Here is a 17,113-nt window from a genome sequence, read left to right on the forward strand (position 1 = left end):
ATCAAGAGACAGGAAGTAGGGTGCAATGAACGAAGTGAATTGCACCATTAATTAAAATGCAAGAGGTGCTACAGCTATGGTAATACAGCAACCAATGATGAAAGTGGTAAGTATTTAGCTAAATTTTTTTAGCCATACTGTGAAATCTATAAAAAGTATAAATTGAGATTGTAATGCAAAATAAAATCAAAAATAAAAATGACCAGCCATTGACAATTAAGTCTAATTTTGAAGGGTAGTATTCTTTTTTTGTGTTGGCTTCGGACAATCTAGATTCAAGGACAGAAGTATAGTAAGAAATATCAATTAGCATCCCCTCATATGCTTTTTTATCTATAAGTGCAGTTCTTCTTTCAGGTGGCCACCCATTCGAGATGTGTTTGTATGCATCTATAGCTTCATTACAATACCAATCTGTTAATCTATGTTTTTTGCTTTCCGAATCAATACATAATTTCAGTTCTGCATAAACACTTTTGTATATATTTATACTTGTTGTGAGTTCAATGACGTCTTTGTTATCGGAGTCTTCAGCCTGTGCTTGATATAAAAAATAGTTAAATAATGCATAATATGCAATAATAGGAGCAAAGCAAAATATGCATATAACTAGTAGTCTTGACCATAACCTCTTGGCTGATATTGAAAATATATACTCTATAATGCATCTTACTTTATTTAATGATTCGAAAAAATATTCCATATCAATGTCTTATATCTATATTGCTTTGGTTTAACTACACGTTTACTTACTAAATTAATATTGGTTTTTAAGCTATTCAAAGTGCTATTGGCATTATGAATATCTAAGAAGTGAAATTTAACTATCGTTGTATAATAAATCTACGTGTATGAAAATTAAACTCACTATTACACTTTCTCTTCAGAAATAGCCTTGGCGGCAGCAATCAGTAGGCTGTTCTTTTGTCTTTCCAAATCGGCTTTGGTGTGTTGACAAGTGGTAGTGTCGATGATTTGGTCTAAATATTTAATTTTCTTTGTGTAGTCTCTCCGATATAGCAATAAGCGCACTTCATATCTTAGGAAAGCTAAAGCGATTGTGACAAGATAGGAGGCAAGACCGGCAACGAACGATATCGTCTGTTCTGTAACATATGGGAATATGGCTGCATCATAGGAAATTGTTTTTGACCAAGTTAATACAATAAAAGTTATTAGTGCGGTAATAGCAGCACTGCTCAAAACATCAGTTTTTTGAATTTCTTTTGTATGTTGAGGTTGTAACTCATGAGACATGCTTATTACCTCGATGAGCTTGGATGACTTCCCATAGAGGGTCATCAGGATATAAATACAGAATGTTAATGTTTTTATGGCCGAGACGATCAATTACAATTACGCGTACTTTCCTAGTTCTAATTCTATGAATGATAATCGGCTTGATATAGTTAAGGATGATAGCAAACATGACTGCTATTGCTATTATTATAGAAGTTTCCATTGTCGTTCCTCGGCAGGTATATGCTCCCTTACATCTGTTACCGTATAATTTATAAAGGTTTTACCTGTCAGCTTAATTTTTTCCTTATACCAGACCCCATCAACTTTAAGTAAGTCATCTTTTGAAAAGCGCTCTTGGTTATCTGAGACTCGTTTTAAAAAAACAGAGTCTGTAATAACAACGGTAATGCTATTGGCTGGGTTGTCTTTAGAAATTAATTTCCATTTTGCTTTGGGATTATAGCTTAGTGTTTCAACATAGTAAAAGCCGGATATTTTTCCCTCTTCTATAATGTGCCTATGATTTCTTTTTATAACTAAGTTATTATTATCTTCTTTTGATATTTTTATTTTGGGGCAAATAGATAATCCATGATCAATTGTTAAGGAATCAATACCATCTTCGGTCAGAGGAGCTGCGATGTCACTAATTGCAGAGCGGATTTTTGGGTTGGTCAGAATTGCACACTGGAGTTCATTCAAAACAACCTTTTCACCATTAATATCTATTTCATAACCATCATGAGTATCTTTTATCAATATTTCTGTTGTGCTCATATCCATTTGTCTCAATAAATTTATTGCAGATTGAATGGATTGAATCACAGAGTTGATTATAGATGTTTTATTGAGCTGTATTTGTGACTCACCTTCCCGTGTAAAAAGCTGCAGTAACCACCATAAAGATCCCTCTTTGAAACCACCTTCTAACAAAGTGTCAATATTAACTTGAGATTTATATATCTTATTCGCTTCTTTAAAAGCCTCTTTGTATATAATATCTAAACCATTGATACTAGATGACACATAACTTGCTTTCATCCGATGAGATTTTATTCTGTCTCCGTTCCCGTCATAACTAACCATTACGGGGTGGTAGTTAATAAGTTCCATTTTTTTCCTGAAAGTATCTTGTGCATATTAAATGGACATATGCTGTTATCTGCTTGATGTCCTGACTAAAAAACTAGAAATATTTTTGATTGGAGTCCGTTTTAGAGTTGCGTTATGTCATCGCTACCGCCCCTAAGTTCCAGCTCCTAGACTGCTGCTTTTTACCTATGGTGTCGTGTTGCTTATATGTATGAAAACGCCCCCAACGGAGTTGGTTGCCAAGTGGCACATAGTAACCTGAGGGATAGAAAACTGAAGGGGCAGGGGCATAAAACCGGCTCTGGCTCAACAAATCAGCCAAGAGGTGGCTCATTTTTGTTCTATTTGGGTTGATGCCTGACCTGCAGGCTAGATAGCAAAACCAAACAATTTGCCGTTGTCCCTAGCTGCTTCTGTATGCTGCCCATCCCATTTTTGGCTCTTGGCTTGCCTCCCCGAATTTCGCCCCTTTGCTTGCGTGCCCCATCCTTGAGCCAATCCCCTTTGAACTGCTCCGTAGCACGGTTGGGCAGGGGCTTCTCAGCCAGTGTCGACCTCGTCACTTTTGTCATGTCGAACAGGGAGCTGGCCCCCTTCGTCACCCTCGTCAGTTACGGCAAATACCGCCTTCATCATCCAGATTACTCCTTTATTTTCATTGGCTTGTGATTTTATGACGGGCCATCTGCCGGTGTTGGTCTGATAAATGCTTTGTGGGGGCAGACCGTGTTGTCGCCTGCCAGGTGGGTGAGGGCGGTCGGGTGTAACGAACCATTTAGGATCCCTCTCTATGAACAGCTTCGTGATTGCAGATCCCAGTCTCTGTATTGGGTGTCGTACCTGTGAGGTGGCCTGCGCCGTTTCACACCAGTCAGGGTCCTGCAGCGGGACCCTTGAGCGGGAGGGCGGCCTGCATCTTGCCATCGAGGATGGACATCTGGTCTCCAAGGACAGCCATTTTCAGCCACGCCTGAAGGTGATCGTGGGCAGCAAGGTGACCACGCCGGTGCTCTGCCGCCAGTGTGAAGACAAGCCGTGCGCCATGGCCTGCCCCAACAACGCCATCGTCACCGAAGATGGCTGCGTCAAGGTGCTGCAGGCGCGCTGCATCGGCTGCAAGTCTTGCGTGGTGGCCTGTCCTTACGGCGCCATGGCGGTGGTGGTGAAAGAGGTGGCCCCCACGGCCGATTCGCTCTTCAAGCGGCCGCAGACCAAGGCGCAGGCGCTCAAGTGCGATCTCTGCCAGCACCGCGAGGCGGGCCCGGCCTGTGTCGAGGTGTGCCCGACCCAGGCGCTGCGGCTGGTCACGCCGGCCCACCTTGACACCCTGAACCGGCAGAAGCAGCTGGCCAGTGCTGAGGCCCTGCTGGCGATGCCAGCGCGGGTGTGAGCGGGCTTGCCGAGCCGTTTATCGTTAACAAACAAGAGTGTGAGTCATGAAAAAAGTCATTACCGTGTGCCCCTATTGCGGCACCGGTTGCAAAATCAACCTGCTGGTTGAAAACGACAAGGTGGTGGGGGCCGAAGGCGCCAACGGCCGGACCAACGAGGGGCAGCTCTGCCTCAAGGGCTATTACGGTTGGGATTTCTTGAACGACACCAACCTGCTGACCCCCCGTCTCAAGAGCCCGATGATCCGCCGCGAGCGCGGTGGCAAGCTCGAAGCCGTCTCCTGGGACGAAGCCATCGAGTTCGCCAGCAGTCGTCTGGCTGCCATCAAGGCGAAGTATGGCCCGGACGCCATCATGACCACCGGCTCTGCCCGTGGCCCCGGCAATGAAGCCAACTATGTGATGCAGAAATTTGCCCGCGCTGTGCTGGGGACGAACAACGTCGACCACTGCGCGAGGGTGTGACACGCACCCTCAGTCTCCGGTCTGGAGACAACTGTAGGCAACGGCGCCATGAGCAACGCCATTCCCGAAATTCAAGAGACCAAGTGCCTGCTGGTGTTTGGTTACAACGCTGCTGACTCTCACCCCATCGTCGCCCGCCATATCCTCAAGGCGAAGGCAAACGGGGCCAAGGTGATTGTGTGTGATCCGCGCATGGTGGAGACCGCCCGCATCGCCGATCAGTGGCTGCCGCTCAAAAACGGTTCCAATATGGCGCTGGTCAACGCCTTCGCCAACGTGTTGATCAATGAAGGGCTCTACAACAAGGCGTTCGTCGCCAACTACACCGAAGGGTTCGACACCTTCAAGGCCACGGTCGCCAAGTACACCCCGGAATACGTGGAGGGGATAACCGGCCTCAAAGCCGCCGATATCCGCGCCGCCATTCGCACCTATGCCGCATCGCCTGCTTCCATGATCCTGTGGGGCATGGGGGTGACCCAGTACGGTCAGGCGGTGGACGTGGTCAAGGGGCTGGCGGGGATTGCGCTGCTGACCGGCAACTTCGGTCGCCGTGGCACTGGCTGCGGGCCGGTACGCGGTCAGAACAACGTGCAGGGCACCTGCGACATGGGGATGCTGCCGCACCAGTTCCCGGGTTATCAGTCGGTGGCCGATCCCGCCATCAGCGCCAAGTTCGCCAAGGCGTGGGGCGTGGAGTCACTCTCTCAGAAACCCGGCTATCGCCTGACCGAGCTTGGCCACAAGGTGGAGGAGGGCAAGTGCAAGGCCTTCTACATCTTCGGGGAAGATCCGGCCCAGACCGAGGCCGATCTCGGTCAGTTCCGCCGTACCCTGGCGGGGATGGAGCTGGTGATCGTGCAGGATATCTTCATGACCCAGACTGCCGAGATGGCCGACGTCATTCTGCCCGCCACCAGTTGGGGCGAGCACGAGGGGGTCTACAGCTCGGCGGATCGCGGCTTCCAGCGCTTCTACAAGGCGGTGACACCGCCGGACAACGTGAAGCCGGACTGGGCGATCTTCTCGCTGATGGCCACCGCCATGGGGTATCCCATGGAGTATCGCGACACCGAACAGATCTGGGACGAGCTGCGCGGACTCTGCCCGCTCTACGCCGGGGTCAGCTATGACAAGATGGCCGATCTCAAGAGCGTGCAGTGGCCCTGTCCGACCGAGGATCACCCGGGCACCAGCACCCTGTTCGAGGGGAATGTGTTCACCACCCCGAGCGGCAAGGGCCAGCTGATTGCCTCCGAGTGGCGGCCACCGCTGGAGCAGCCCTGTGCCGAGTACCCGCTGGTGCTCTCCACCGTGCGCGAGGTGGGTCACTACTCCTGCCGCTCCATGACCGGCAACTGCTCGGCGCTGCAGACCCTGGCCGATGAGCCTGGCTATGTGCAGATCCACCCGAGCGATGCCAAGAAGCTCGGGGTGAAGGATCAGGCGCTGGTCTGGATCTCGTCGCGCCGTGGCAAGGTGATCACCCGGGCCAACTACAACGAGCGGGTCAACGCCGGGGTGGTCTACATGACCTACCAGTGGTGGATCGGGGCCTGCAACGAGCTCACCATCGAGCACGTGGACCCCGTCTCCTACACGCCGGAGTACAAGTACTGCGCAGTGAAAATTGAGCGTATCGAGGATCAGCCGGGGGCGGAAGTGTACGTCCAGACTGAATACAGCGCGCTCAAGGCGAAATTGCGCAGCGCCGCCAAAGGGTAATCGTCGTTAATAAAGTGGATCCAGGCTCTGTATACAGGGCCCGGATCCGCTCATCCTTTTTTCAGCTGGCAGGTGTCCATCATGAAAAATGAATTAAATCTTTCGTTCGGGATCTTTTATGTCTCCGCTTATTTGCTGGTGATGTTGTTAGGGATTGGGTGTTTTCTATGGCACGACGAATTGATATTTCTGCTGGGGTTTGCCTTCTTCGGCTGTTTTATCGCCGCGCGCATCGCCATGAGTGCCGTGCTGGCGGCATTGAGCGTGCAGGCGGCCTGGCTCATCGCCTTTCTCTCCACCACCCTGGTCAACTGCCTGCTGGCGGGCGTGCTGGGGCTCGGGGTCTACCTCACCCATCGGGTAGTGTCGGTGGAAATAGCTGACAATATCAGTGGGTTATTGCTGGGGCTTCAGCTCTTTTCCGCCGCCTTCATCTTCGGCGGGTTGAAGCTGCACAACTACCGGCTGCTCTCCTCATGAGCCTGCGACAGCGGCAACAGGGGCAGAGGATGGGCCAGTTGGCGGCGATATGCGGCGAATGACGGCGATAGTGACGCCATATCTGGGCGTGGCGGGAAATATCCGCTGACGGAGCTGTAATATGTGCCAGGGCCGGCTTGGTTGTAATGGGGATGGGGCTAACTTATTATGCCAACCATCCTGCGATAATCTGCGCGATGCTATTTCGGTGCATGTTAGTTTTTATAATTAAGCGTTAAGTTTTTAAAAATTAATTATAACATCTGACTGCGATGGCTGATGCATTGTTTACCGTTGTTGCCGTGCTGCAATTGGCCGGCAAGGGTACCCATCTAGATGTAATGCGAGGCCTGAATGCTGAATGTGAGTGCCATTCCGTTGGCCGACATCTCACCCATCTGGGATGACGGCTTTCTCTCCCTCTCTAAGAACCTGCTCTCTGCCGTCACCCTGGATGACTTCATCAAGAAGCTGAACCGGATCCAGCCCTGCTTTCGCCAGGTGGATCGGGTCAACCTCATCCTCAACCTGGGGACGGGGGAGGAGGCGGTCTTCTACTATCTGGGGGAGCAGGGGCCGGCTCACCTCATCTGCCGCAAGGCCGATCTCCATTTTTCCCGCGAGCAGGCCATCGTGCTGCCGGCGAGCCGCTTTCGCCACCGCTGCGAACAGCTGGCGAGCACCCCTGTCTATGACGGCTTGCACTCTTACTGCCAGCTGCCCATCACCACTGCCCGCAGCCATTTGGGCGGGGTGGAGTTCATCAGCCGCGAGGCCAATGCCTTCCCGATGGAGACCCTGGCCAAGCTGACCCAGCTGGCGGCCATCGTCGCCATTGCGCTGGAGAACGTGCTCGACAAGGAGCGCACCCTGGAGCAGGCCAACTCCCTGCGCCTTGAGCGCGACAGCTGCAAGATCCTGGTGGACGTGACCAACGCGGTGATTAAGTTAGTGCGCATCGCCGAGTTGCCCCAGAGTCTATTCACCATCCTGCACCACCACGTTGGCATCAGCAGTCTGTGCCTGGCCGAGTACAACGCCACCTCCGACAGCTTCAAGAGTTACCTGGTCAATCAACAGCAGCGCGAACAGCCCGGCATCATCAATCATTCGTGTTTTGAGAAGAACTGCCTGCAGGGGGCGCTCGGCCACAGCGAGCCCTTCTTCCTCTATCGCGAGCAGGGCCACGGCTGCCAGTCGAGCTGCCGTTTCACCTCCCAGATCCTGCCCCCCGACGCCGACAGCTCCTGCATCCTGCCGCTGCGCTATCGGGGCAATCTGCTGGGGGTGTTGATCCTCTCTCACCCACAGGCGGATTTTTTCGCCGATCTCGATATTTCGCTGCTCGAACAAGTGGCGGCGCGCACGGCGATTGCCATGAACAACGTGCAGGCGCAGCAGGAGATCTCCAACACTACCGGCGCCAGGGAGAAGACGCTTCGGGTCGACGGGCCCGCGCCGCAGGGGGACTTTGCCAACATCATCTACCAGAGCGCCGTGATGGAGAAGGTGCTGGAGAAGGTGAAGCTGGTGGCCCAGAGCGACTGCACCGTGCTCATTCTGGGGGAGACCGGCACCGGCAAGGAGTTGATCGCCCAGGCCATTCACGCCCTGAGTGCCCGCCACGATCACGAAATGGTCAAGGTGAACTGCGCCGCCATTCCCACCGGCCTTATCGAGAGCGATCTGTTCGGCCACGAGAAGGGGGCCTTCACCGGCGCACTGACCCAGCGTATCGGCCGCTTCGAGCGGGCCCACAAGGGCACCCTGTTCCTCGACGAGGTGGGGGACATGCCGCTCGATCTGCAGCCCAAACTGTTGCGGGTCTTGCAGGAGCACGAGCTGGAGCGGGTGGGCAACAGCAATCCCATTGCCATCGACGTGCGGCTGGTGGCGGCCACTAACTGCGATCTGCTCTCCATGGTCAAGAACAAGCGCTTTAGAAGCGACCTCTATTACCGGCTCAACGTCTTTCCCATCGAGCTGCCGCCCCTGCGCGAGCGGCGCGAGGATATTCCGCTCTTGGTCAACTTCTTCATCAAGAAGATCGCCAAGCGGATGCGCCGCACCATCACCTCCATCCCGGCCGACGCCATGAAGATGCTGGTGTCGCTCCCCTGGTACGGCAACATCCGCGAGCTCGAAAACATCATCGAGCGGGCGGTGGTGATGACCCGTGGCCATGTGCTCAACCTCTCGCCGGACGAGCTGCTGCCCCTCAAGGGCTTTCACAAGATAGAGACCCTGGTCTATGACGAGCCGGCCCGGGAGCTGTTCCGTGAGCCGCTGCCCGCCTTGCCGCAGAGTGACGAGGCGCAGGGGGAGGATGAGCGGGTCAGCATCATCCGGGCGTTGAAGGCGTGCAACGGCATCGTTGCCGGCGAACGGGGCGCGGCCCAGCGCCTTGGCATGAAGCGCACCACCTTGCTGTCGAAAATGAAACGGCTCGGGATCTCGGCCAAAGATCCCCGCACCCTCAACTAAGGGGCCCCCAGATGTTGCTTGAACTCGACCCCGACACCCCGCAGGCGCTCAGCGCTCACCGCGAGGTGGTCCATTACCATCAGCGCGGCGTCACCACCGACAGTGTCATGCAACTGCCCTGCGAAACCCCGGTGGCGCTGGTCTACAACGGCATCGCCCACAGCGTGATGATGTGCTCGGCCGCTGATCTCGAAGATTTTGCCATCGGCTTCTCGCTCTCCGAGGGGATCATCGACAGCCTGCTCGATATCCACGACATCGAGCAGCAGAGCGCCTGCCGCGGCATCGAGCTGCACATCACCCTGGCCAATCGCTGCGTCCATCGCCTGAAAGAGAAGCGGCGCACCCTGGCCGGGCGCACCGGGTGCGGCATCTGCGGCAGCGAGAGCCTGGAACAGGTGGTGCGCGCCCAGCCAAGGCTGCCCGACAGCCAGCGCTTCGCAGTGGGTCATATCGACAAAGTGCTGAGCGCGTTGCGCCCGCTCCAGTTGCTGGGGCAGAGCACGGGGGCGACCCATGCCGCCGTGCACGTGGACGGCGAGGGCAACATCCTCGCCATTCGCGAGGACGTGGGACGCCATATCGCGCTGGACAAGCTGGTGGGGCACCTGCAGCGAAGTCAACGGCGCGACGGCGCCATCCTGGTGACCAGCCGCGCCAGCTTCGAGATGGTGCAAAAGTGCGCCAGCGCCGGGGTGGAGATCTTGCTCGCCATCTCGGCTGCCACCGAGCTCGCGGTCGAGCGGGCCGAGCAGGCCGGGCTCACTCTGGTGGGCTTTTGCCGCCCGGGGCGAGCCGAGATCTACAGCGGTCGCCAGCGCATCCTGCTGGCGAGCGCGGCATCATCCCCCGTTTCGGCAGAGGGCTGAGGGCACAAGGCCATTGGCGCTCGGGGTTGGCTCGGGTATAGTCCTGCGCCAACAAGATAGGTTCGGCCGCGCTCCTTGCCCTTCAGGGCGCCGCGGCCGACACAGCGTCAAAGGATACCAAGCCCATGAAATTCAGCCCGCTGCTGGATGAGATGATGAAAGCCCTGCAGGTGCTGCCGGGTGTCGGCCCCAAGTCGGCCCAGCGCATGGCATTTACCCTGCTCGAGCGTGAGCGCAGCGGCGGCTTGCGGCTGGCCCAGCTGCTCTCTCGCGCCCTGACCGAGATTGGCCACTGCAGCCATTGCCGCACCTTCACCGAGAACGAGCGTTGCGAGATCTGCGCCAATCCCAAGCGCGAAGAGAACGGCCTGCTGTGCGTGGTGGAGAGCCCGGCGGACGTGGCCGCCATCGAGCAGACCGGCCAGTTCTCCGGCCGCTACTTCGTGCTGATGGGCCACCTCTCGCCGCTGGACGGCATTGGCCCGGAAGAGCTGGGACTGGAGATCCTGGAGCGACGGTTGAAAGACGAGGCGATCAGCGAGCTTATTCTGGCCACCAACCCCACCATCGAAGGGGATGCCACCGCCTGGTACATCGCCGACATGGCCCGCGCCGCTGGCGTCAAGGTGAGCCGGATTGCCCACGGGGTGCCGGTGGGGGGCGAGCTGGAGCTGGTGGATGGCACCACGCTCTCCCACTCCCTGATGGGGCGCCAGCCTTTGAACTAAGTCAGCGTCAGTTACTGAGCTGAATCTGCGTCGCGACTCAGCAGCAATACCAGAACCCGCCTCGGCGGGTTTTTGGTTGGGTAACAGGGTCGATTGGCGCAAAAATCGCCATTCGCACGCCTCGACGTTTTGTCCCCCTTGAAATGGCGATCGCCGGCCCCATCTTGGATCGGGAATATGTTCAACCCGAATCGCCTGAGGATAGTGTCGATGACCCAAAGCGTTCATGCCGAAACCCACGGGTTTCAGACTGAAGTCAAACAACTGCTGAGCCTGATGGCCCACAGCCTCTACTCCAACAAAGAAGTGTTCCTGCGCGAGCTTATTTCCAACGCCTCCGATGCGGCGGACAAGCTGCGCTTCAAGGCGCTTTCCGATGCCTCTTTGTTCGAAAACGACGGCCAGTTGCGCGTTCGCCTGGTGGTTGATAAAGAAAATCGGACCCTGACCATCTCCGACAACGGGATCGGTATGACCCGTGATCAGGTGATCGAGCACCTGGGCACCATCGCCAAGTCCGGCACCGCCGAGTTCTTCAAGAACCTCTCCGGTGATCAGGGCCGTGACTCCCAGCTGATCGGTCAGTTCGGGGTGGGCTTCTACTCCGCCTTCATCGTCGCCGACAAGGTAACCGTGGTGTCCCGCGCCGCCGGTACTGCTCCGGAGCAGGGCGTGCAGTGGGAATCGGAAGGGGAAGGCTCCTTCACCGTGGCTGACGTGACCAAGGAGGGCCGCGGTACCGACGTCATCCTGCACCTGCGCGCCGAAGAGGACGAATTCCTCGACGACTGGCGTCTGCGCTCTGTGGTCAGCAAATATTCCGACCACATCAGCGTGCCGGTGGAGATGTTCAAAGAGGGCACCCCGGATCGGGAAGAAGACGGTGAAACCATCGTCGGCACCCCGGGCGAGTGGGAGCAGGTCAACCGCGCCACTGCGCTGTGGACTCGCAACCCGAAAGAGATCAAGGACGAGGAGTATCAGGAGTTCTACAAGCACGTCGCTCACGACTTCGAAGATCCGCTCTTGTGGGGTCACAACCGGGTGGAAGGGGCGCAGGAGTACACCAGCCTGCTCTACGTGCCGGCCCGCGCCCCGTTTGATCTCTACAACCGGGATCAGAAACACGGCCTGAAGCTCTACGTACAGCGCGTCTTCATCATGGACGACGCCGAGCAGTTCATGCCGGCTTACCTGCGCTTTGTCAAAGGAGTGCTGGACTCCAACGATCTGCCGCTCAACGTCAGCCGTGAAATCCTGCAAGACAACAAGGTGACCGTCTCCCTGCGCAAGGCCTGCTCCAAGCGCGTGCTGACCATGCTCGCCAAGCTGGCCAAGGATGATGCCGAGAAGTACGCCAAGTTCTGGAGCGAGTTCGGCAATGTGCTCAAAGAAGGCCCGGCCGAGGATTACGCCAACCGCGAAGAGATCGCCAAGCTCTTGCGCTTTGCCAGCACCGCCGGCGAGGGCGAAGCCCAGACCGTGTCGCTGGAGGATTACGTTGGCCGCATGAAGGAAGGCCAGCAGAAGATTTACTACATCACCGCCGACTCTTATGCCGCTGCCAAGAACAGCCCGCACCTCGAGATCTTCCGCAAGAAGGGCGTCGAAGTGCTGCTGATGTGGGAGCGGGTCGACGAGTGGCTGATGAGCCACCTGACCGAGTTCGACGGCAAGCAGCTGGTCTCCGTCACCCGTGGCGAGCTGGATCTCGGCGATCTGGAAGATGAAGCCTCCAAACAGGCGCAGGAAGAGGCTGAAAAAGCCAACGCCGGTCTGGTGGAGCGGGTCAAGCAGAGCCTCGGGGATGCGGTAAAAGAGGTGCGCGTCACCCACCGTCTGACCGACTCACCGTCCTGCATCGTCACCGATGCCCACGGCATGAGCACCCAGATGATCAAGCTGATGCGCGCCGCCGGCCAGCCGGTGCCGGAGCAGAAGTACATTCTGGAACTGAACCCCGATCACGCCCTGGTGAAGAAGCTCGATACCATCCAGGACGAGGCGCTGTTCGGCGAGTGGGTCACCCTCTTGCACGAACAGGCCCAGCTGGCCGAGCAGGGCGGGCTCAATGATCCGGCGAGCTTCGTCTCCCGTATCAACCGTCTGTTACTCCAGGCATGATGTTTGGGCCCACTGCGTGCAGTGGGCTCTTTCTTTTCTGGCGCCTGCCCCGTTTGGGGCGGGCGCCAGTTGCGTGCAGCGCTGCTGCATTTTCACTCATTTTTCGTACACGGATCTGCGCCAATGGTCGTATTGCCATGTCGGAAAGATGGTGAAAAATAAGCCACTCACACGGGGCAAGCTTGTGAAAATGGGCGAAACCGTGTAGTTTTTTGCCTTCTCAAGAATTGAATAACCAATCAATAGGAGCGTGTATGCGCATTGTTCTGTTGGGGGCTCCGGGTGCCGGCAAGGGTACTCAGGCTCAGTTCATCATGGAAAAACACGGTATTCCGCAGATCTCCACCGGCGACATGCTGCGTGCCGCGATCAAGGCGGGCACCGAGCTGGGCCTCAAGGCCAAAGCCGTGATGGACGCAGGTCAGCTCGTCTCTGACGACATCATCATCGGCCTGGTCAAAGAGCGTATTGCCCAACCGGATTGCGCCAACGGCTTCCTGCTGGACGGTTTCCCGCGCACCATTCCCCAGGCGCAAGCCATGAAGGACGCCGGTGTTGCCGTGGACTTCGTGCTGGAGTTCGACGTGCCGGACGAAGAGATCGTCAAGCGCATGAGCGGTCGTCGCGTTCACTCCGGCTCCGGCCGTACCTACCACGTGGTGTTCAACCCGCCGAAAGTGGAAGGCAAGGACGACGTGACCGGTGAAGATCTGGTGATCCGTGCCGACGACGAAGAGACCACTGTGCGCAAGCGTCTGGATGTGTACCATCAGCAGACCGCTCCGCTCATCGGCTTCTACGGCAAGGAAGCGGAAGCGGGCAACACCCGTTACGTCAAGATTGATGGCACTCAGCCGGTGGATCTGGTCAGCAAGCAGCTGGCGACCATCCTGGGCTAAGCCCGCCATTGCCATCGTCCCCAAGGGGCCAGCGGCAATGTGCCAGTGAGACAAGGGCCCGGCATGGGCCCTTTCTTGCATTCAGACATAACAACAGAACGACAGGAAGCATACGTGACCACGAAAACCGGGATCTTGCTGGTCAATCTGGGTACCCCAGCCGCGCCCACCACGGCCGCCGTCAAGGCGTTTCTCAGCCAGTTTCTGCACGATCAGCGGGTCGTCGACCTGCCGCGCTACCTCTGGTGTCCTCTGCTCCACTTCATCATCCTGCCGACCCGCTCTCCCAAGGTGGCCAAGCTCTATCAGCAGGTGTGGACCGAGCAGGGCTCACCGCTGATGGTGATAAGCAAGCAGCAGCGCGCGGCGCTGGAGCAGGAGCTCAAGCGCGAAGGGGTCGAGGTGCCGGTGGAGCTGGCGATGACCTACGGCTCCCCTTCGCTGGATGAGGGCTGGCAGGCACTCAAGGCCAAGGGAGTCAACCGGGTGATCCTGTTGCCGCTCTATCCCCAGTATTCGGTCAGCACCACCGCCTCGGTGTTCGATGGCTGGGCCAAGGCGATGAAAAAAGAGCGCAACCTGCCGGTGGTGCGGCTCATTCGTGATTACCATGCTCACCCCGAATATATCCAGGCGCTGGCCATGAGCGTGCGCCGCCACTGGGAACAGCACGGCCAGGGCGAGCACCTGCTGATGTCGTTCCATGGCATTCCCGAGCGCTACGAGCGGGAAGGGGATCCCTATGGTCACCAGTGCCGGCGCACCGCCGCCCTGCTGGCCGAGGCGCTCGGGCTGGAGGCCAGCCAGTGGACCGCCAGCTTCCAGTCCCGCTTTGGCAAGGAGGAGTGGCTCAAGCCCTACACCGACGTGACCATCGGCGGCCTGCCGGCAACCGGGATCAAGCGGCTTGACGTGATCTGCCCCGCCTTTGCGGCTGACTGCCTCGAAACCCTGGAGGAGATCCAGGTGCAGAACCGGGAGATCTTCATGGCCGCCGGTGGCGAGCAGTTTGAATACATTCCGGCCCTCAACAGCGATCAGGCCCACATCCGCATGATGGTGTCGCTGATCTGCCGCGAGCTGGCCTGACAGACATACAGCCGGTGCCGCCCATGGCACCGGCTGCCAGCCGTTCGCTATCCAAGGAGAAGGAGTTTCACCATGATGCATATCACCCTGATTTACGCCGGCCTCTTGGGGCTGCTGTTCCTCTTGCTCTCCTTCTGGGTGGTCAAGCGCCGGGCCCAGTTCAAGGTGATGATAGGGGAAGGGGAGGCGCCGGAGATGCGCGCCGCCATCCGGGCCCACGGCAACTTTGCCGAGTACGTGCCGCTCACCCTGCTGCTGATGGCGCTGTGCGAGCTGGCGGGCGTTGGGGCATTCTGGCTCCATGCCGGCGGTCTGGCGCTGCTGGTGGGGCGCATCCTGCATGCCATCGGCATCCAGATCCCCAAGGCGCCCAACCTGCCGAGGCTGGTCGGCACCCTGCTGTTCTGGTTGGCGCTGGGGCTCTTCTCGGTGCTGGCGCTGGCACAGGGGCTCGCCGCCGGCTGAGTCTTGTCCGCTGCAAAAACCACCTCCTTGCGAGGTGGTTTTTTTGATGGGTTTTGGTAAACGTTTTCCTCTGCAGCCCGTGTCTATACTGACTTCATATTTTAATCAGGCGACTTTTCGGCGCGGCGGATTGTGTTAAAATCCCGCCCCTCTTTCCCCCAGAGCACAAGAACATTGCCATGAAATTTCCCGGTCAGCGCAAGTCCAAACACTACTTTCCAGTGGATCGTCGTGATCCCCTCATCTCCCAGAGCGCGGTGCTTGCGGAGCGGGGCAAGGCCTATGTGGTCGGGATTGACCAGACACTGGTCGACATCGAAGCGCATGTTGATCTGGCATTTCTCGAGCGGTACGGCCTGAGCCGCGGCCACTCCATGCTCATCTCCGACGACGTGGCCGAGCAGATCTACGACGAGCTCAAGAGCAACAACATGGTGGTGAGCGAGTTTGCCGGCGGCACCATCGGCAACACCATGCACAACTACTCGGTGCTGGCGGACTCCCACTCCATCCTGCTCGGCGTCATGAGCCAGGACATCCGCATCGGCAGCTACGCCTACCGTTACCTGTGCAACACCTCGTCACGGGTCAACCTCGACTACCTGCAACCGGTAGATGGCCCGGTCGGCCGCTGCTTCACCTTCATCACCGAAGGGGGCGAGCGCAGCTTCGGCATCAACGCCGGCAAGATGGACCATCTGGATGTGGCCCACATCCCCGAGACCATCATCAAGGAGTCCTCCGCCCTGGTCATCACCGCCTATCTGGTGCGCGGTGAAGATGGCACCCCGATGAAGGACGCGGCCATGACTGCGGTGCGTTATGCCCGCGAGGCCGGCGTGCCGGTGGTGCTGACCCTGGGTACCCGCTTCGTCATCGAGTCCGACCCCCAGTGGTGGCGCGATTTCATCAGCGAGAACGTCACCGTGCTGGCCATGAATGAGGAGGAGGGCGAAGCCCTGACCGGCTTCTCCGATCCGCTGGCTGCCGCCGACAAGGCGCTGGACTGGGCCGACATGGTGCTCTGTACCGCAGGGCCGGTGGGGCTCTACATGGCTGCCTACACCGAAGAGGACTTCAAGCGCGAAACCACGCTGCCGCTGCTGCCCGGTGTCATCCCCGAGTTCAACATGTACGAGTTCAGCCGCCCCATGACTCGCAGTGGCTGCCGCGTGCCCAAGCGCATCTACTCCCACATCTCTCCCTACATGGGCGGGCCGGAGAAGATCAAGAACACCAACGGGGCAGGGGACGGGGCACTCTCCGCCGTGCTGCACGATATGGTGGCCAACGCCTATCACCGCAGCGCCGTACCCAACTCCGCCAAGCACGTGGCCGAGTTCCTCACCTACTCCTCGCTCTCCCAGGTGTGCAAGTACGCCAACCGGGTGAGCTACGAGGTGCTGGCCCAGAGCAGCCCGCGCCTGTCGCGCGGTCTGCCGGAGAAGGAAGACAGCCTGGAAGAAGTGTACTGGGAGCGTTGATCCCGCCCCTTGCGCTGAAAACGCCTCCTTCGGGAGGCGTTTTGTCAGGTAAAACCCGGCCGTAGGCAGTTTTTTGTGTGATAAACCCCAAGATGCTTGAGTCCATGTCACTTTTGCGACACCATTTGGCCACCGCATTGCCACTCGGCACTGCCGTGGCCGCAGCACCCGATAGAGAGAGAGCCCCATGAGTAAGTTAACTGACAATCTTGACGCCAATTTCCAACTGTTCATCGAAGAAGTCCGCGAGTCGGGTCAGGTATGGGGCTTGCGTTACGGTGAAGACTGGGTCGTCTGCCGCTCTGCCGAGTTCGAAGATGCCGACGTGATGCCGCTCTGGTCTGCCGAAGGGGATGCCCGCCTGCACTGCGTGGACGAGTGGGCCGATTACGAGCCGGAAGTGATCGAGCTGGAAGAGTTTCTCGACATCTGGATCAACGATCTGGACGAAGACGACGTGCTGGTCGGCCCGAACTGGAACGCCGATCTGGAAGGGCAGGAGCTCGAACCCATCGAGCTGGCCAAGGCGCTGGTGGAACTGGACGCCTGAACCACACTGCATTGAGCCGGGTCTTG

Annotated in this window: 15 protein-coding genes; 12 read left to right on the top strand and 3 right to left on the bottom strand. The window is 57.2% G+C overall.

Annotation, left to right across the window (positions count from 1 at the left end):
• Positions 1 to 118 precede the first annotated feature (118 nt).
• The 3 genes from ACB032_RS04430 to ACB032_RS04440 all read right to left on the bottom strand — a co-directional run bounded on the left by ACB032_RS04430 (position 119) and on the right by ACB032_RS04440 (position 2,355).
• Positions 119 to 703, bottom strand: coding sequence for a hypothetical protein (locus tag ACB032_RS04430; protein ID WP_152691924.1), 585 nt, complete (start codon positions 701 to 703; stop codon positions 119 to 121).
• 167 nt (positions 704 to 870) lie between these two features.
• Complete coding sequence (locus ACB032_RS04435) at positions 871 to 1,257, bottom strand: hypothetical protein (RefSeq protein ID WP_127908169.1); 387 nt, start codon at positions 1,255 to 1,257, stop codon at positions 871 to 873.
• A 189-nt stretch (positions 1,258 to 1,446) separates the two neighbouring features.
• A complete protein-coding gene (locus ACB032_RS04440) occupies positions 1,447 to 2,355 on the bottom strand; it encodes a hypothetical protein (RefSeq protein WP_080973211.1) in 909 nt (302 codons plus the stop codon).
• Positions 2,356 to 3,124: 769 nt separating this feature from the next.
• Here ACB032_RS04440 and ACB032_RS04445 point away from each other — a divergent pair.
• The 12 genes from ACB032_RS04445 (at position 3,125) to ACB032_RS04500 (ending at position 17,087) form a co-directional block, all read left to right on the top strand.
• Positions 3,125 to 3,724 (top strand): 4Fe-4S binding protein, encoded by a 600-nt coding sequence (locus ACB032_RS04445; RefSeq protein ID WP_005301859.1) that lies wholly within the window; start codon positions 3,125 to 3,127, stop codon positions 3,722 to 3,724.
• 46 nt (positions 3,725 to 3,770) lie between these two features.
• A complete protein-coding gene (fdhF, locus tag ACB032_RS04450) occupies positions 3,771 to 5,915 on the top strand; it encodes a formate dehydrogenase subunit alpha (RefSeq protein ID WP_371137447.1) in 2,145 nt (714 codons plus the stop codon).
• A gap of 81 nt (positions 5,916 to 5,996) precedes the next feature.
• Positions 5,997 to 6,395 carry a hypothetical protein gene (locus ACB032_RS04455; protein WP_005301849.1) on the top strand — a complete coding sequence of 133 codons (399 nt, stop codon included), beginning with the start codon at positions 5,997 to 5,999 and terminating at the stop codon, positions 6,393 to 6,395.
• A 354-nt stretch (positions 6,396 to 6,749) separates the two neighbouring features.
• A complete protein-coding gene (locus tag ACB032_RS04460) occupies positions 6,750 to 8,879 on the top strand; it encodes a sigma 54-interacting transcriptional regulator (protein WP_371137448.1) in 2,130 nt (709 codons plus the stop codon).
• 11 nt (positions 8,880 to 8,890) lie between these two features.
• The gene (gene fdhD, locus ACB032_RS04465; RefSeq protein WP_371137449.1) at positions 8,891 to 9,748 is read left to right on the top strand and encodes a formate dehydrogenase accessory sulfurtransferase FdhD; all 858 of its coding nucleotides are present in this window, start codon (positions 8,891 to 8,893) and stop codon (positions 9,746 to 9,748) included.
• A gap of 125 nt (positions 9,749 to 9,873) precedes the next feature.
• Positions 9,874 to 10,476 (top strand): recombination mediator RecR, encoded by a 603-nt coding sequence (gene recR / locus ACB032_RS04470; RefSeq protein ID WP_010633741.1) that lies wholly within the window; start codon positions 9,874 to 9,876, stop codon positions 10,474 to 10,476.
• A gap of 210 nt (positions 10,477 to 10,686) precedes the next feature.
• Positions 10,687 to 12,600 carry a molecular chaperone HtpG gene (htpG, locus tag ACB032_RS04475; RefSeq protein ID WP_029300565.1) on the top strand — a complete coding sequence of 638 codons (1,914 nt, stop codon included), beginning with the start codon at positions 10,687 to 10,689 and terminating at the stop codon, positions 12,598 to 12,600.
• Positions 12,601 to 12,854: 254 nt separating this feature from the next.
• Positions 12,855 to 13,499 carry an adenylate kinase gene (adk, locus tag ACB032_RS04480; protein WP_011706319.1) on the top strand — a complete coding sequence of 215 codons (645 nt, stop codon included), beginning with the start codon at positions 12,855 to 12,857 and terminating at the stop codon, positions 13,497 to 13,499.
• A gap of 114 nt (positions 13,500 to 13,613) precedes the next feature.
• Entirely contained in the window at positions 13,614 to 14,588 is a 975-nt protein-coding gene (gene hemH, locus ACB032_RS04485; RefSeq protein WP_026080103.1) for a ferrochelatase, read from the top strand.
• A 72-nt stretch (positions 14,589 to 14,660) separates the two neighbouring features.
• Positions 14,661 to 15,053 carry an MAPEG family protein gene (locus ACB032_RS04490; RefSeq protein ID WP_011706317.1) on the top strand — a complete coding sequence of 131 codons (393 nt, stop codon included), beginning with the start codon at positions 14,661 to 14,663 and terminating at the stop codon, positions 15,051 to 15,053.
• Between the two features lie 179 nt (positions 15,054 to 15,232).
• The gene (locus ACB032_RS04495) at positions 15,233 to 16,537 is read left to right on the top strand and encodes an inosine/guanosine kinase (RefSeq protein ID WP_011706316.1); all 1,305 of its coding nucleotides are present in this window, start codon (positions 15,233 to 15,235) and stop codon (positions 16,535 to 16,537) included.
• A 187-nt stretch (positions 16,538 to 16,724) separates the two neighbouring features.
• Positions 16,725 to 17,087 carry a DUF2750 domain-containing protein gene (locus tag ACB032_RS04500; RefSeq protein WP_010674427.1) on the top strand — a complete coding sequence of 121 codons (363 nt, stop codon included), beginning with the start codon at positions 16,725 to 16,727 and terminating at the stop codon, positions 17,085 to 17,087.
• Positions 17,088 to 17,113: the final 26 nt, after the last annotated feature.

The sequence above is a fragment of the Aeromonas sp. S5(2024) genome, from assembly GCF_041403025.1.
In the GTDB taxonomy this organism is placed as follows: Bacteria; Pseudomonadota; Gammaproteobacteria; order Enterobacterales; family Aeromonadaceae; genus Aeromonas; species Aeromonas hydrophila.

What these genes read in the sequence shown, in the direction of transcription:
- ACB032_RS04430 (WP_152691924.1), bottom strand. Translation starts at nt 703, where the DNA reads ATGGAATATTTTTTCGAATCATTAAATAAAGTAAGATGCATTATAGAG.
- ACB032_RS04435 (WP_127908169.1), bottom strand. Translation starts at nt 1,257, where the DNA reads ATGTCTCATGAGTTACAACCTCAACATACAAAAGAAATTCAAAAAACT.
- ACB032_RS04440 (WP_080973211.1), bottom strand. Translation starts at nt 2,355, where the DNA reads ATGGAACTTATTAACTACCACCCCGTAATGGTTAGTTATGACGGGAAC.
- ACB032_RS04445 (WP_005301859.1), top strand. Translation starts at nt 3,125, where the DNA reads ATGAACAGCTTCGTGATTGCAGATCCCAGTCTCTGTATTGGGTGTCGT.
- ACB032_RS04455 (WP_005301849.1), top strand. Translation starts at nt 5,997, where the DNA reads ATGAAAAATGAATTAAATCTTTCGTTCGGGATCTTTTATGTCTCCGCT.
- ACB032_RS04460 (WP_371137448.1), top strand. Translation starts at nt 6,750, where the DNA reads ATGCTGAATGTGAGTGCCATTCCGTTGGCCGACATCTCACCCATCTGG.
- fdhD (WP_371137449.1), top strand. Translation starts at nt 8,891, where the DNA reads ATGTTGCTTGAACTCGACCCCGACACCCCGCAGGCGCTCAGCGCTCAC.
- recR (WP_010633741.1), top strand. Translation starts at nt 9,874, where the DNA reads ATGAAATTCAGCCCGCTGCTGGATGAGATGATGAAAGCCCTGCAGGTG.
- htpG (WP_029300565.1), top strand. Translation starts at nt 10,687, where the DNA reads ATGACCCAAAGCGTTCATGCCGAAACCCACGGGTTTCAGACTGAAGTC.
- adk (WP_011706319.1), top strand. Translation starts at nt 12,855, where the DNA reads ATGCGCATTGTTCTGTTGGGGGCTCCGGGTGCCGGCAAGGGTACTCAG.
- ACB032_RS04490 (WP_011706317.1), top strand. Translation starts at nt 14,661, where the DNA reads ATGATGCATATCACCCTGATTTACGCCGGCCTCTTGGGGCTGCTGTTC.
- ACB032_RS04495 (WP_011706316.1), top strand. Translation starts at nt 15,233, where the DNA reads ATGAAATTTCCCGGTCAGCGCAAGTCCAAACACTACTTTCCAGTGGAT.
- ACB032_RS04500 (WP_010674427.1), top strand. Translation starts at nt 16,725, where the DNA reads ATGAGTAAGTTAACTGACAATCTTGACGCCAATTTCCAACTGTTCATC.